The organism is Bacillus paralicheniformis (assembly GCF_002993925.1).
In the GTDB taxonomy this organism is placed as follows: Bacteria; Bacillota; Bacilli; order Bacillales; family Bacillaceae; genus Bacillus; species Bacillus paralicheniformis.
The window spans coordinates 211,393-226,632 of sequence record NZ_CP023665.1 but is presented as its reverse complement, the minus strand read 5'-3'; the positions used below and the strand labels follow the sequence as shown (position 1 = coordinate 226,632).

The window sequence follows — 15,240 nt, the reverse complement described above, 5'->3', positions numbered from 1 at the left end:
TGCAAAGGAGGTCACCCACATGAACTTTCAACTCGAGGAAGCAATCGAAATCCTGGAGCGCACACCACAAACGCTGAGTCAGCTGCTGACCGGATTATCAAGTCCCTGGATCAGCTGCAATGAAGGCGAAGACACGTGGAACGCCTTTGATGTCGTCGGCCATCTGATTGAAGGAGAAAAAAACAATTGGTTACCGCGCATCAAATTGATCGTGACAGAAGGAGCAACGGAACCTTTTCCGCCGTTCGACCGCTTCAGCCAGTTGAATCAAAACGACGGAAAAACGATGGAACAGTTGCTTAACGAGTTTGCAGATATCAGACGGGCGAATCTGAAAACATTACAGCAGATCATTGATCCTGAAACCGACTTCGAACAAACGGGGATGCACCCTGAGTTTGGAATCGTCAAGCTGAGAGAACAGATCTCAACATGGGTTGCCCACGACCTCACTCACATCTCGCAAATCGCAAGAGTGCTGGCGAAACGGTATCAGGACGATGTCGGACCTTGGAAGGCTTATTTGCGGATTTTAGCGGACTAAATAAAAAACATCCGCTCGTTTTACAACGGGCGGATGTTAGATCTTTCGGCTCCTCACAACATCACCTGTCAGCACAGGTAAGATATGAGGAATGAAACCATTGAATTTTCAACACCAATCAAGGCAACGTATTATGAGCCGATTTCTCTTACAGGTCCTGCTTTCCGTTTGTAATGCGAACTGAAAGTCACCAAAACAGCGACAATCGCAATCGTAACCTCCAGTGCCCCAAACCACGTAATAGAAGCGAGCGATATTTTTTCTACAAAAATCCCTCCGATTCCTGCACCTACGGCCATGGCGAATTGCATCATCGATTGATTGATGCCGAGCAATACACCTGACAATTCCGGTTCGAGCGTCGCTAAGTGATATTGCTGTGTCGGGCCGGTAGACCATGCGGCAAACGACCATAATATGAGAATCAACAGTACTCCGACATAGGAATGGGTGACAAGCGACAGTAAAATCAGTGCGATGATATGCAGCGCCATCCCGCCAACGAGTGTAAAAGGAACGCCCCATTTATCGGTGCTATATCCGCCAAACTTCGATCCAACCAAGCTGGCGATTCCAAATATAAGCAAAAAGCCGCTAAGCAAATTGCCGCTTATCCCTGAAACGGTCAGAAGGTAAGGAGACAGATAAGTATATGCAACGGAATACCCTCCGAGCCAGAAAAAAGTGATTGATAACCCCATTGCTACTTTCCGGTTCTTTAAAAGAGAAAGCTGTTGAAGCAAAGGAACAGGCTTATCGCCTTCGGTATGCGGCAAGATTAAGAATATAACAATCATTGCGATGAATCCCAGTAAAGCAATTCCTCCAAATACAGACTTCCAGCCTAATGCTTCTGCCGTCATTCTTCCGAGTGGAACACCTATGATCAGAGAAGCGGTAAACCCCATGACAACTGTAGCAATTGCACTGCCCTGCTTACCCGCCGGAGCGATTTTGGCGGCAATCGTTAATGCCGTGACCACAACCATGCCTGCCCCCAAGGCCATAATGACCCGCGCTGCAACAAACCAGCCATAGCCAGGCAGGGTAAAGGCCAGAATATTTCCTATCACAAACAAACCGAGAGCATACATCATTAACTTGCGCCTATCCATACTTGCCGTCAACGCCATGAGAACCGGTGTGAAAACTGCATACACAAGTGAAAAGATCGTAATCAGCTGACCCGCAGCAGCTAAAGTTATCCCGAGTGTGTGGGCGATCTGATCCAAAATCCCGGAGATAATATACTCTGAGGTCCCTACCAAAAAACTGATGATCGCTAAAACATAAATTTTCCAAGCACTAAACATCATCGTTCGCTCCTTCTTCGCTTTATATATTTACATATCACGAAATAACGATATGTAAATCAAAAAATAAACACATCGGAATATGTCGATATGTATGGTGTAAAAATAAACATCATCTAGAGATGTTTATTTTTTAAATGCTCATATCTCTGTTTTAAGAAAGTCAGCAAGCTTTCTGATGGCCTCTTCGTCTCTTTTGTAGTACGTATACTTTCCGATTCGTTCCGCCTTAATCAAGCCGGCTCTTAAAAGAATGGCGAGATATTGAGAAGCCGTTGATTGCGTCATTTTCAATTTGTCTGTGATTTGGCTGACACATACCCCGATTGTGTTCATATCAATCCCTTCATGGGGTTCAAAATGACGATCAGGCTCCTTCAGCCATTGCAAAATTTGCAGCCTTGATTCATTTGATAAAGCTTTGAAAACTTCAATAGGTTCCATACCAATCATTATATCTTCATATCGCAAATTGTCAATATGTTATATGCCCGTTTATTTTTTCTTCGGGTAATTGAAATATTGTGAAAGAGGATTAAAAAAACTTCCACCATTGCTTTTTGGAAAAGACAGCAACATATATTTCTTTATAAAATCACTCATAACATGTGATGATACAACGGTAATTTTTACTTCTTGAACGACACATTCCCTACCTTTTTACCGTTGGCGTTTGACATGAATACCAACACGCATACGTTTTTAGATCGAAAAATAATTGTTAGTTGCCATACTTATATAAGTTTGCAATAGCACCACACTTTGGACGGAGTGAAGGATAAGATAATATTTCTAACAAAAAGCGATACCCTCTTCCAAATCGAGAATTATAAAATTTGGTGTATTGAGTATATTCTAGTTCTTTATATTATTGTAGATATCAACTCCGAAAATTAACAGAACTCCAGTTCCCGCAGCCCACATAACTATACTGACAGTTTGCCAAACGATGATCCTTTTTTTATTTGCTTTCGCTATTATACATACCAATGCTCCAATGTGATTTGTTCCTATTATAGGACCCAAAAGTGAGATCCCGGGAACTCCGTACTTATTGAAGTATGACTTTGCTTTTTGAAAACGTCTGTTAATGTAATGATCAGTGTTATTCTTTTCTTTTTTGGAAAACCAAGATCTCATAAAAGAAGAAAATACTATTACAGCCATAACAGACAGCCAGTTAGCGGTAGCCCCCACTAAAACTACGAGAATAAATGGTAGGCCTAAAAGTATTCCGATTGGTACAGCTACGAAAGCCTCAAGGAAAGGCACAAATCCAATTATAAATACTGCTATAAATTGATAAATAATATTGACTTCTTCTACCCTTTGGAAAATTTCTTGAACCAAAACTAAAACCTCCGTAAATAAGCTTTATACACAGAAAGTGGGAGCGCCAATTTTTTTCTTTAGCCATTGGGTGTACTCTTTTTCAATTAATCATTCTTGTAACTTTGACATATAAGCAAAAGCATTTTTAAGAAAGGCTCTTTCTTCTTCCGTGAAGGGATTGAGTATATTGGGTTCATTATATTGAACCGTTGATTCTATTTCTGCTGTATCAATCTTTAATAACGTTCGGTTAGAAATATCTACCAACTGTTTGATAAATTTTAATGCTTCATCGGATTCAGGATTTGTTTCGTTTGCTATAAGTTCCTTCAAATCCATAAACAATGAAAAGTACTCTTTATCTAAATTAGCTCTTTCACTGCTTCTAAAATTGTGAATAGAACCTTTAGCTTGACTATATTCATTAAAATTTTCCTCTTCAAAAAGAATAGAGTGAATAATAAAGCTGAATAATTTTATATCTACCTTTTCATACCCTGAGATAATAGTTTTCATATGATCCAACTGATCAATCGTTTGACGAATTCTTTCTTGTTCTGCAATAAGTTCTCTTTTTTTGAATGAAATTGAATAGCTAAGTTGCTGTTCTTCTATAAATTGCGATTTTAATAAATCTGCGATGTCTTTAAGTGAAAAGCCTATGAATTTAAGAGATTGTATTTGTTGTAAACGTGAGAGTTCATCAAGGCTATAAAGTCGGTGTCCTCCTTCTTTGTAGTCGGTTGGTATTAGCAAACCAATTTTATCGTAATACCTAAGTGTTCTTATAGAAACTCCTGTTCGTTTAGCCAATTGTCCGATTGTCAACATATTATTTGACATGCGAATACCTCTTTTCTATATTTTCATCTTTACTTTTAATGTAAGGAATGGCTGGATAATAATATGGTTTTTGAAAAGCTATTCGAATAATAGCATACATGATTATTAATGTTTCTATAGCCAATATAACGTACTTAACCCATGAAGGCAGAAAACTACCAATTACAAACAATGGGAAAATCGTCAAATGAAAGTTAAGTGCTTTGCGACTTGATTCACCGTAATATAAGTCTTTCTTTCTTGAAATTAAAAACATAATAAGGGGAGGTATAACTCCAAGAATAAGTGAAATTCCAAGCATTAATTGTACTGAAAAGATTGCTTTTTTTGATGGCTCTTCATCCATTTTAGTCACCTTTCCTATCTATTCTTCAATATAAGTGTAAAAGGTGACGTGAGTAGAGTATCAAGAAAATTTCAGTACAAAAAATCGTTGCCATTCAGGCAATTTTTGTGTATATTGTACATATTGTATATATTGTGTATAAATAAAAGAGGTTTTGAAATGAAAATTATAATTTCGAATCGTTCAAAGCAACCCATTTATGAACAAATTTACACCCAAATTAAGGATCATATTCTTGCCGATGAATTGAAGCCTGGACAGCCGCTGCCTTCTATGCGCCAATTGGCAAAAGATCTAAATGTCAGCCTTATTACGTCAAAGCGCGCCTATGAAGAACTTGAGAAGAATGCCTTCATTTATTCCGTAGTCGGGAAAGGCTCTTTTGTATCAGATCAGAATAACGAAATGATGAAAGAAGGAAAAATGAAAGCAATTGAAGAGCAGTTGACAGCAGCGATAAAAAACAGCAAAGACATTGGCGTTCCCCTTACAGAATTAAAAGATTTGCTTACCATTTTATATCAGGAGGAAGAATGATGGACAATGTAATTGAACTCCGGCATGTTCATAAATCGTTCGATGGTTTTCAACTAAAGGACTTTTCAATGAATGTAAAAAAAGGTTTTGTCACCGGATTTATCGGCGGAAATGGCGTGGGGAAATCGACAACGATTAAACTGATCATGAACTTATTGCAGCCTGACAGCGGAACGATTACGGTATTTGGCTTGAATTACAAGGAGCATGAGAAAGAAATCAAACAACGAATTGGCTTTGTATTTGATTCGAACATATTTTATGAACATTTAACATTGACTGAAATGAAAGATATTGTGAAAAGATCCTATGTCAATTGGGATGAACAAGTATTCAATGATTATGTGAACACATTTAACTTGCCGCTCACTAAAAAAATCAAGACGTTCTCAAAAGGGATGATGATGAAAGCATCATTAGCCGTCGCTTTGTCCCATCATGCGGAACTAATTATTATGGATGAACCGACGGCCGGACTGGACCCGATTTTCCGCCGTGAGCTGTTGGAAATCTTGCATCAGCTCATGCAAGATGGGGATAAGACGATCTTTTTTTCAACTCATATAACAACTGATTTAGATAAGATTGCAGATTATATCACGTTCATTCATAAAGGAGAGCATATCTTTACAAAGGACTTTTACGAGATTGAAGAACAATATGCAATTGTAAAAGGCGGCATGGAGTTGTTAGACCGGGAGACCGAACAGGAGTTTATAGCGGTTCGAAAATCAACTCATGGATTTGAAGCATTGACTGCGAATAAATCACGAACAGAAAACCTTTTTGGGGATATGGTGTTAATTGAAAAACCGACTCTGGAAGATATCATGTTTTATACGAAGAAAGGAGCTAAAGAGCATGTTCAACTTAATACGTAAGGACATTGTCTTGCAGAAAAAAACATTGGCAGTTTTGTTTTTGGGGTTATGTGTTTATTTAACATTAGACGTTTCTCCCATCTGGGTTGGAATTGCATTTAGTATTGCTATTTTTATGAATGCCATGTCAATAGATGAAAAGTCTTCTATACATATGCTTCTCAATTCTTTGCCTTATACACGAAAAGAAATTGTCAGTTCAAAGTATATTGTCGTCGTTCTCTTTACATCTATGGTGGCTGCAGCCATATTGATCGTAAACTTTATCATTCACCGGGAACTTACGATCTGGAAAGACATTTTGCTAATGGTCGCTATTGTGATGACAGCTGCTTCATTCATGCTGCCATTCTGTTATAAATTCAAAAGTAACTATTTGTTGACTGCTTCTATTGTTGCATTTGGCTTGTATATGCTAACGGTTAATTTTGTTGTCCAAAATTTGAACGATCAAATTAGAGAGTTGATTCACATGCTTCTAACCTTACAAAATGCTCTGCTATATCTGATCGTTGCCATATCAATTATTACGCTGTACGGATGTTCATGGCTTCTGTCGATTCGGATTTATAGAAATAAGGTGTTTTAAAAAGGATGAGGCTTTTTCTTTCATTGACACCGCTTCATGTTCATCTGCGGATAAAAAACTGCACCGTCACACTTTTCGTCAGGTTGTTACGGTGCAGCGTATGATGGCGATGATGCAGACCAAAGCTGCTTGCAACCGCCTATTCCTGCTCAATAAACGAATACTTCTCTGGATCGGCCAATACATAAAAAAGTCCGAAGAACATCTTCCATCCACGAACCGGACTTCCGCATCTAAACTTTAAAGCTTCTCCTTCATCTAACGTAAACCTCAAAGTTTGGCTTACACACCAATCAATTTTCACTTGGATCTCATGTTCGCCAGGCTCCAAATCAATTCGCAGCCTCCCGCCATCTTTGATTTTCCCAGCCTCGACACCATCAATCAGCACTGAGAATTTTCTCATTTTATTCATCAACTGCGATGTTCTGTTGACTTCAATGTACGTCTCGTTGTTCATGGTTACACATCCTTTCAATTATAATCTAGCGCACTTTCAGACTACCAGAGTTCGATTTTTGATAAGACTTATTTCTCTTTCAAACACAAAAATACCCCTCCGGATCATCCAATCCAAGAGGGGTACAAACTATTATTTCAAACGTCTCCTTACTCCACCGTCACACTCTTCGCCAAGTTCCGTGGCTTATCAACGTCACAGCCGCGGTGCAGCGCTGCGTAGTATGCGATCAGCTGCAGCGGGATGACGGAGACGAGCGGTGCGAGCTCCGGATGCACTTCAGGCAGGACGAAGCGGTCGTCTGCTTCTTCCAGGCCTTTCAAGGAGATCACGCAAGGGTTGGCGCCGCGGGCTGTCACTTCTTTGACATTTCCACGGATGCTTAAATTGACGTGCTCCTGTGTCGCAAGGGCAATGACTGGTGTGCCGTCTTCGATCAATGCGATTGTACCGTGCTTCAATTCACCGCCGGCGAAGCCTTCAGCTTGAATGTAAGAAATCTCTTTCAGCTTCAAGGATCCTTCGAGGCAGACGAAATAGTCGAGGCCGCGGCCGATGAAGAAAGCATTGCGTGTTACTGTCAAATATTCGCGCGCGATCATTTCCATTTCGTCTTTCTGGTCGCAAAGGGCTTCCATCGCGTTTCCGATGATGCCGAGCTCTTTAACAAGATCAAAGCCGAGTGCTTTGCCGCGGGTTTCCGCAGTCACAGCTGCCAAAATAGCGAGAACTGCGATTTGCGCCGTATATGCTTTTGTTGACGCTACCGCGATTTCCGGGCCGGCATTCAGTAAAAGCGTGTAGTCCGCTTCACGGGAAAGCGTGGATCCCGGTACGTTGGTCAATGTCAGCGCTTTGTGTCCGAGCTTTTTAACCTGTACGAGAACCGCGCGGCTGTCAGCCGTTTCTCCGCTTTGAGAAATAAAGATAAACAGCGGCTTCTCGGAAAGCAATGGCATATTGTAAGAGAATTCACTTGCGACATGGACTTCAGCCGGAACTTTCGCCCATGTTTCGATAAATTGCTTGCCGACAAGACCGGCATGATAGCTCGTTCCGCAGGCGATGATATAGACGCGATCCGCTTCTGCAACAGCATTTGCAATGTCTCCAGGAATGGAAAGCTTGCCGTTTTCATCTTGGTACGTCTGAATGATTTTCCGCATGACAAGCGGCTGTTCATCGATTTCTTTTAACATGTAGTGAGGGTATGTGCCTTTTTCGATATCGCTCGCATCAAGCTCTGCAATATATGAGGCACGTGACATCAATTCTCCGTCAAGGTTTTTGATCACAACTTTTTTGTCTGTGACAATCACCATTTCTTTATCCATAAGCTCCACGTATTCGTTTGTCACTTGAAGCATCGCCATCGCGTCAGACGCGATCACATTGAAATTGTCTCCAAGGCCGACAAGAAGCGGGCTTTTATTTTTCGCAACATAGATTGTTTCTTTGTTTTCATGATCGAATAATGCAATCGCATAAGAGCCTTTGAGCAGCATAAGCGTTTGGCGGAACGCTTCTTCCGTGTCAAGACCGTTATTGACGAATTGCTCGATCACTTGAACGACAACCTCTGTATCCGTATCACTTTTAAGGGTTACATCTTGTAAATATTCGCGCGTCAGCTGAACATAGTTTTCGATGACGCCGTTATGAACAAGTGTAAATCGGCCTGATGCGCTTTGATGCGGGTGAGCGTTTAGACGGCTCGGTTCCCCGTGAGTCGCCCAGCGTGTGTGTCCGATTCCCGCTTGCGATATCACATTTGCATCAACGACTTCGCGAAGATCGGCAATCCGTCCTTTTTCTTTAAACACGTGTACGCCGTCTTCGTTCGCTACAGCGATTCCAGCTGAATCGTAGCCGCGATACTCCAGCTTTTCCAAACCTTTAAGTAAAATTTCCTTTGCATCAAGCTGGCCAATATAACCTACAATACCACACATAATTTTCTTCCTCCTAAAGTCGCAGGCAGGAGACGAAGAAAGTCTGCTTATCAGGCGGGGACATTCTTCGTCCCCTCCTACATGTTTTTTATGGAAGATCATGCGATTTCCCTTTGTTCAAAGAGTCGCCTCTTTGGTTTGAGGAAATCCTTGCGGCTGTGATCTTGTGGTCAGCCGGGAGGCATCCGCCGAAAATTCGATAAACCTCCATCCTCGTCAACTAAGCTGTTTCATCCGCACGCTTAGTCCGGGCGCTATAACTATAAAAAATGGTTCTGCCCTGCCTTTCCTTTTAAATTAAACAAGACAAGCTGATTTTACTATACACTAAAGGAACCGTCAAACATTTTTCAAAATGGTTCACATTTTTTCCAAGATTGAACGGTTCCCTTTATCTTATGTCAAATCAGCATGTCTCGTTCGTCAGTCTTCTGCGGAAAATCACTCCGCTCCCATTTCAGCTTTCACGACATCTACAATGCGGCCTACGTATTTCTCGCAAAGCTCCTTCGTTTTCGCCTCAGCCATAACACGGACAAGCGGCTCGGTGCCGGACGGGCGCACAAGGATGCGGCCGTCACCGTTCATTTCCTTCTCAACCTCTTCGATGACCGCTTTTACCTTTTCGTTCTCCGCTACTTTATGTTTATCGGTTACTTTCACGTTCAAGAGGAGCTGCGGAAACTTCTGCATCTCTGCCGCAAGCTCTGACAAAGACTTACCTGTCATTTTGATCGTGTTCATCAGCATGATCGCAGAAAGCAGGCCGTCGCCTGTCGTATTGTAATCAAGGAAAATCAGATGTCCCGACTGTTCTCCGCCGAAAGTAAACCCGTCCTTTTTCATCGCTTCCACTACATAGCGGTCGCCGACAGCTGTCTGAACGCTTTTAATGCCTTCCGCTTCAAGCGCTTTGTAAAAGCCGAGGTTGCTCATCACCGTAGAGACAACTGTATTGTCCGCCAGGCGCCCCTCGCTCTTCAAGTACTTCGAACATATGTACATGATTTGATCGCCGTCTACGATATTCCCCTTTTCGTCAACAGCGATCAAGCGGTCGCCATCCCCGTCAAACGCCATGCCGACGTCAGCTCCCTTTTCTTTCACAAATTCGGCCAGGGCTTCAGGGTGGGTCGAGCCGACTCCGTCATTGATGTTTAATCCGTTCGGAGAAGTCCCCATCGTTGATACATCTGCGTCAAGATCGGCAAACAGGTGGGTCGCCAGCGAAGATGTCGCCCCGTGCGCACAGTCAAGTGCGACATGAATGCCTGTGAAGTCTTCATCAGCAGACTGCTTAAGAAACTGCAAATATTTCTGTCCGCCTTCAAAGTAGTCGTTCACCATACCCAGATCAGCGCCTACAGGCCTTGGCAGGTGATCTTCAGGCTGATCCATCAGACGCTCGATTTCAAGCTCCTGCTCATCGGAAAGCTTAAATCCGTCGCCGCCGAAAAACTTAATTCCATTGTCTTCGACAGGGTTGTGGGAAGCTGAAATCATTACGCCCGCTTCCGCGTCCATAGCCTTCGTCAAATATGCGACGCCGGGCGTCGAAATCACACCGAGACGCATGACTTCTGCTCCTATCGAAAGAAGGCCCGCAACAAGGGCACCTTCCAGCATATGCCCGGAAATGCGCGTATCACGGCCGATCAGCACCTTGGGGCGCTCCTTATCTTTTGTTAGGACATATCCGCCAAAGCGTCCGACTTTAAAGGCCAGCTCGGGTGTAAGTTCACTGTTTGCCACGCCTCTTACACCGTCTGTACCAAAATACTTGCCCATTAATATCGCTCCTTTTTGATTCATGAAGGTTGTGAATCCTTTTCAGAATGATTCTCTTCTTCTTCATTCTGACCATTATTTTTTTCGTTTTGGGTTGTTTGAGATGAGATTTTCACTCGAATGCTCTGCCGCGGCAGCGACCATGTCATGTTCTGCGGTCCGTTTACTTCCAGCTTCACGTTATGCTCGCCGTCATCGAGATCCGCCACATTGACATAGAGCTCGACGTCGGAAGGCTGGAGTTTTTCGATCGCGGCTGTCGAGCCCTTTGCCGTGATATCCAGCTTGCCTGACTTCGGATCGAGAAATTCAAGATCCCGGCTGTCATTCAGCCCCGCGGTTTTAATTGAAACGTTCTTCAGTTTTTTCTCTTCTTCCTTGTCAACTTTCACCTTGATTTTCACTTTTTCGGGTGACACTTTTTTAGCGCCGTCCGGCACTTTAATGTTGGCTTCCAACTCAGTGTCATCTTTCATTTTACTTAAATCAACCTCATCGGCCTCGACAAATTCTAACGAATCAAGAACATTTTGCGGCCCGTAGACGGTTACCTCTCCCGGACTGATATCGAGGCTGGAAATGCTGATACCGTCCGGAAGGCTCCCTTTCCGGTCAACTTTGACGGGAATCTTTTTGCTAGGGCTTGTCACGGGAACGGTGATTTTAACGACGGATGGACTGACTTCAACCGGAAGAACATTTCCGTCCCTGTCGTACACTGTTAGCTTGGCTTCTTTTTCAACCGTCTGGTCGACGCCCTCTAAATTGATCGTCGCCTTGATGTTTTGGATTCTGTCGATCACGGCTTTTGAGCCGGTGACGCTGACGTTTTTCGGGTTGATAATCGGCAGCTCCGGCGTGTAGCCGTCTTTCATTTTGTTTTTATTATAAAAATCAACCTCGACCGGGAATTCCTTCGTCGTTTTTTCTTCGATGGTCACGGTTGTCACCGATGGATTGATGGTCAGAGTGAGGCCTTCGGCAACATTTCTGGCCTTCAGCTCGACTTTGTGCCTGCCTGTTTTCAGATGCTGCATATCGGCATAAATCTCAAAATCCTTCACTTGTCTGACCTTCTTGACGGTTCCTGTCGGGCCTTTAATCGTGACATTCACCGTCTGCGGCACGCCTGTTACGACGTAGTTTTCATCATCATAAAACGATTTGACCGGTATATCGGTGAGCGTCGCTTCGTCTGTCGTCGATGTCGGGAAAAACGATTCACCTGGTTTCTTCGGAGTCGGCGCTTGAGCGCTGTGGACCGCAAAGTAAAGAAGAAACGCGAATAATAATGCGACTACTTTGACAGCCCAGGGATTGTTTAAGAACTTATCCATTTTTCTTCGCCCTCCAATACCAGCGATTTGAGGAAGTTTCTCGCGAATTTTTCTTGAATTCCGCTTCAAGCATGTTTTTCAATGCCTCTTCCGATAAATCACGGTGAAGGTCTCCGTTTTTGGCGACGCTGATGCCGCCCGTTTCTTCGGATACGACAACCGTCAGACTGTCGGTCACTTCACTGATTCCCACTGCTGCTCTGTGCCTCGTCCCAAGCTCTTTTGAAATAAAAGGGCTTTCAGAAAGCGGAAGGTAGCAGGCGGCTGCAGCAACCTCATCATTTTTCATAATTACGGCGCCGTCATGAAGCGGTGTATTCGGAATAAAGATGTTGATCAATAGCTCAGAGCTGACCTTTGCATTTAAAGGGATCCCCGTTTCTATGTAATCGCCCATTCCCGTCTCCCGTTCAATCGTCAGAAGCGCGCCAATCCGGCGTTTCGCCATATATTTAATCGCTTTTGTAATCGCATCAATCGTTTTCTGCTGCTGCTCTTCCTCAGGTGTTCCGCTCCTCGAAAAAAAGCGCCCCCGCCCCAGCTGTTCCAGCGCTCTCCTCAATTCAGGCTGGAAGATGATAATGATCGCCAGGAACCCCCATGTGATCGCCTGGTCAACCAGCCACTGCAGGGTGCTTAATCCTAAATATTGACTGGCCAGCCTGACGAGAACAATGACCACGATTCCCTTTAAAAGCTGAACCGCCTTTGTCCCGCGGATGACCATCATTAATTTATATATTACGTACCAAACAAGGAGAATATCAACGGCATCGCCGAGGTACTGCAAGAAAGGGATATCCTCAAAAGCCATTTCCTCGTCCTCCAAGAATTCAGTCATTAGTAAGGTTAATATGTTTCAAAATGGTATGATCTATTATTTTTACATATACAGACGCTATTATAGCACAAATTGATTTTCCAAGTGAAATGGCGGCCCCTCATAAAAAAAGAGCAAAGCTCATTCGCCCGCTTTGCTCTACTCTTTAGACTCCTTCATGTCAAAAACCGATTTTCCGGTCGATTTAATCTTATACCACATCCAGTCGAACACTTCGTTGATCTCATGGATCTGACCAGTGACTTGTCCTGCTGAAGCCGTATATTTTTCGCCATTAACAATCGTGACATCGCCGTCGACTTTGCCTTCTATAATCAGCTTTCCGTTTTTCACGGTCACATCGCCTTTGACAACTTTGCCTTCAGGTACGATGACCGTGTTGTTTTTCACTACGAGATTGGGCTGGCTGGATACGCTGAAATCCTGATCGTTTTTCCAGCTGGAGAAAAAGCTGCCGCCCATCAAAATGATAAACAAAGCTGCCGCCACTAAAAACGGATGGGCTTTAAGCCACCTGTTGATCGATGCCGTTCGCTTTTCCTTCGGCAGATTCGCCAGCACATCGGCTGTAAAGTTCGCCGGAGCTGTAAGATGTGACGTGCTCTGGACAAGAGCGATGGATTTTTCCATTTCATGAAGGTGCTTTTTGCAGTCTTCGCATGATTGGAGGTGCTCTTTTAATTGCGATTCATCTTCCGGTAGTATGTCTCCGTCAAGGTATTTATGCATAAGCTGAACAATATGCTCCGGACAGCTCATTTCATCACCCCACTTAAAGATCCCTTAATTGTTTTCTGAGAGCCTCTCTGCCCCTGTGTATCCTCGTTTTCACCGTACCTACGGGAATATTAAGGATTTCACTGATCTCAATGAGTGAGAGCTCATCAATGTACTTTAATACGATGACCGTCCTGTATTTATCGGGAAGCCTTAAGATTTTTTCCTGGATGGTGCTGTGCAGCTCCAAAGAAACCACTTCATCCTCTGGAAGCGCAACATCCGCCGCAACCTGGGAATACATCGTCAGTCCTTCAGTCCCCGCCACCTCTGCATCCAAGTAATAGTCCGGCTTTTTTTTACGGATACGATCGATGGTCAAATTGGTTGCGATTCGATAAAGCCATGTGGAAAATTTCCGGTTGATATCAAAACTGTCGATATTCACGTATGCTCTGATAAACGCTTCCTGCGCAATATCTTCCGCCTCATGCGCATTGCCGAGCATACGGTAGCAAAGCTGATAAATTTTGTCTTTGTAAATATCCACGATGTCTGCAAATGCATTACGATCGCCTTTTTTCACCTGTTTGATTCTTTTTTTAATCATTGTTTCCATATTTATCTAACCTCTGCCTTCACCGGTCTTTATGTATACGAATTGATTTTTATAAGGTTTCATTAAATTCATAAAAATAGTTTATCAAATTTTTGGCAGGGTGTAGATGCTTTGACAGGGATCATGCGCTTAATATTAGCTTAAAATTATTATACAATCTAAATATTATGAAACTGAGACTTTTTTATAAAAAAAGCAGCCTAAGGCCGCTCTTCAACCGCACCTAAAGCAGCTTTTCGCCAAACAGCGACCCCATTAAGGCGACTGCCGCTTCAGCCGTCCTGTTTTTCTCATCCAATATCGGGTTGACTTCGACAAACTCAGCGGACGTAATCAGCTTCGATTCTTCCAGCATTTCCATCGCCAGGTGGCTTTCCCTGTAGCTGATGCCTCCCGCTACCGGGGTTCCGACACCCGGGGCATCGTTCGGATCAAGCGCGTCTAAATCGAGTGACAGATGGACACCGTCCGTTCTGCCGCGCAAATAGTCTATCGTTTCTTCCATCACCCTCGTCATACCGAGGCGGTCGATTTCATGCATTGTATACACTTTGATCCCTTTGTCGCGAATCAATTCTTTTTCCCCGTCATCAAGTGACCTCGCACCGATGATGACGATGTTCTCCGCTTTAATTTTCGTTTCTTTTCCATAGATGCCTGTCAGCCCTTCATGGCCGATCCCCAGGCTGATGGCGAGCGGCATGCCGTGAATATTGCCTGAAGGAGACGTTTCTTTCGTATTTAAATCAGCATGGGCATCATACCAGATCACACCCAGGTTTTGATAATGCTTCACAAGGCCGGCTAGCGTTCCGATCGCTATGCTGTGGTCACCGCCCAGCACGAGCGGAAAAGCACCTGAAGCCACGATCTTATCAACGGTCTCAGCAAGTTTTGCACTCGCTTTTGTAATCGCTTTCAAGTTTCTCAGCTCTTCAGATGCCGGCTCCCCGCCTTCTTTCTCATCCTCTCTTTGCCCGATTGTCATATCGCCGAGGTCTTCAATATCCTGACAAAGGCTTTCCAACCGTTCATTAACACCGGCACAGCGAATCGCGCTCGGTCCCATATCGACTCCCCGCCTCAGCTGACCGAGATCCATCGGTACGCCGATCATTGAAATCTGCTGTTTTAACATATG

General features: G+C 43.5%; 17 protein-coding genes. 4 read left to right on the top strand and 13 right to left on the bottom strand.

All coding sequences use genetic code 11. The annotated features are described in order from the left end of the window. The first annotated feature begins 19 nt into the window (after positions 1 to 19). On the top strand, positions 20 to 544 hold the full coding sequence (locus CP943_RS01305) for a DinB family protein (RefSeq protein ID WP_105980637.1): 525 nt from the start codon (positions 20 to 22) through the stop codon (positions 542 to 544). Positions 545 to 675: 131 nt separating this feature from the next. Here CP943_RS01305 and CP943_RS01300 read toward each other — a convergent pair whose 3' ends face one another. From CP943_RS01300 to CP943_RS01280, 5 genes are all read right to left on the bottom strand, one after another. Beyond that, positions 676 to 1,857 carry an MFS transporter gene (locus CP943_RS01300; RefSeq protein WP_105980636.1) on the bottom strand — a complete coding sequence of 394 codons (1,182 nt, stop codon included), beginning with the start codon at positions 1,855 to 1,857 and terminating at the stop codon, positions 676 to 678. Between the two features lie 141 nt (positions 1,858 to 1,998). Continuing rightward, positions 1,999 to 2,301 carry an ArsR/SmtB family transcription factor gene (locus tag CP943_RS01295; RefSeq protein WP_025810872.1) on the bottom strand — a complete coding sequence of 101 codons (303 nt, stop codon included), beginning with the start codon at positions 2,299 to 2,301 and terminating at the stop codon, positions 1,999 to 2,001. Positions 2,302 to 2,712: 411 nt separating this feature from the next. After that, positions 2,713 to 3,207 carry a small multi-drug export protein gene (locus CP943_RS01290; protein WP_023857693.1) on the bottom strand — a complete coding sequence of 165 codons (495 nt, stop codon included), beginning with the start codon at positions 3,205 to 3,207 and terminating at the stop codon, positions 2,713 to 2,715. Positions 3,208 to 3,297: 90 nt separating this feature from the next. After that, positions 3,298 to 4,032, bottom strand: a complete 735-nt coding sequence (locus CP943_RS01285; protein ID WP_023857692.1) for a MerR family transcriptional regulator — start codon at positions 4,030 to 4,032, stop codon at positions 3,298 to 3,300. Continuing rightward, entirely contained in the window at positions 4,022 to 4,378 is a 357-nt protein-coding gene (locus tag CP943_RS01280; RefSeq protein ID WP_025810874.1) for a DUF4870 domain-containing protein, read from the bottom strand. The genes CP943_RS01285 and CP943_RS01280 overlap by 11 nt, the downstream gene beginning before the upstream one ends. 159 nt (positions 4,379 to 4,537) lie before the next feature. Between CP943_RS01280 and CP943_RS01275 the strand changes: the two genes are divergently transcribed. Genes CP943_RS01275 through CP943_RS01265 form a run of 3 tightly spaced genes read left to right on the top strand, consistent with a single transcriptional unit; the run spans position 4,538 to position 6,385 of the window. Then, the gene (locus CP943_RS01275; RefSeq protein WP_023857690.1) at positions 4,538 to 4,915 is read left to right on the top strand and encodes a GntR family transcriptional regulator; all 378 of its coding nucleotides are present in this window, start codon (positions 4,538 to 4,540) and stop codon (positions 4,913 to 4,915) included. Next, the gene (locus tag CP943_RS01270) at positions 4,915 to 5,796 is read left to right on the top strand and encodes an ABC transporter ATP-binding protein (RefSeq protein ID WP_035337445.1); all 882 of its coding nucleotides are present in this window, start codon (positions 4,915 to 4,917) and stop codon (positions 5,794 to 5,796) included. The genes CP943_RS01275 and CP943_RS01270 overlap by 1 nt, the downstream gene beginning before the upstream one ends. Beyond that, positions 5,777 to 6,385, top strand: coding sequence for an ABC-2 transporter permease (locus tag CP943_RS01265; protein WP_103750382.1), 609 nt, complete (start codon positions 5,777 to 5,779; stop codon positions 6,383 to 6,385). Before CP943_RS01270 ends, CP943_RS01265 begins: the two co-directional genes overlap by 20 nt. A gap of 139 nt (positions 6,386 to 6,524) precedes the next feature. Here CP943_RS01265 and CP943_RS01260 read toward each other — a convergent pair whose 3' ends face one another. The 8 genes from CP943_RS01260 to rocF all read right to left on the bottom strand — a co-directional run bounded on the left by CP943_RS01260 (position 6,525) and on the right by rocF (position 15,237). Continuing rightward, complete coding sequence (locus tag CP943_RS01260) at positions 6,525 to 6,845, bottom strand: hypothetical protein (protein ID WP_025810876.1); 321 nt, start codon at positions 6,843 to 6,845, stop codon at positions 6,525 to 6,527. A 149-nt stretch (positions 6,846 to 6,994) separates the two neighbouring features. Continuing rightward, complete coding sequence (glmS, locus tag CP943_RS01255) at positions 6,995 to 8,797, bottom strand: glutamine--fructose-6-phosphate transaminase (isomerizing) (RefSeq protein WP_023857686.1); 1,803 nt, start codon at positions 8,795 to 8,797, stop codon at positions 6,995 to 6,997. A gap of 441 nt (positions 8,798 to 9,238) precedes the next feature. Further along, complete coding sequence (glmM, locus tag CP943_RS01250) at positions 9,239 to 10,585, bottom strand: phosphoglucosamine mutase (RefSeq protein WP_105980635.1); 1,347 nt, start codon at positions 10,583 to 10,585, stop codon at positions 9,239 to 9,241. A 20-nt stretch (positions 10,586 to 10,605) separates the two neighbouring features. Continuing rightward, complete coding sequence (locus tag CP943_RS01245; protein ID WP_025810877.1) at positions 10,606 to 11,922, bottom strand: CdaR family protein; 1,317 nt, start codon at positions 11,920 to 11,922, stop codon at positions 10,606 to 10,608. Beyond that, positions 11,915 to 12,736: a diadenylate cyclase CdaA gene (gene cdaA, locus CP943_RS01240; protein ID WP_003178443.1), complete on the bottom strand. Its 822-nt coding sequence runs from the start codon at positions 12,734 to 12,736 to the stop codon at positions 11,915 to 11,917. The genes CP943_RS01245 and cdaA overlap by 8 nt, the downstream gene beginning before the upstream one ends. Before the next feature lie 165 nt (positions 12,737 to 12,901). Next, a complete protein-coding gene (rsiW, locus tag CP943_RS01235; protein WP_023857683.1) occupies positions 12,902 to 13,522 on the bottom strand; it encodes an anti-sigma-W factor RsiW in 621 nt (206 codons plus the stop codon). Positions 13,523 to 13,535: 13 nt separating this feature from the next. Beyond that, positions 13,536 to 14,099 carry an RNA polymerase sigma factor SigW gene (sigW, locus tag CP943_RS01230; RefSeq protein ID WP_003178438.1) on the bottom strand — a complete coding sequence of 188 codons (564 nt, stop codon included), beginning with the start codon at positions 14,097 to 14,099 and terminating at the stop codon, positions 13,536 to 13,538. Between the two features lie 223 nt (positions 14,100 to 14,322). Then, positions 14,323 to 15,237, bottom strand: coding sequence for an arginase (gene rocF, locus CP943_RS01225; protein ID WP_025810878.1), 915 nt, complete (start codon positions 15,235 to 15,237; stop codon positions 14,323 to 14,325). Between the last annotated feature and the right edge of the window lie 3 nt (positions 15,238 to 15,240).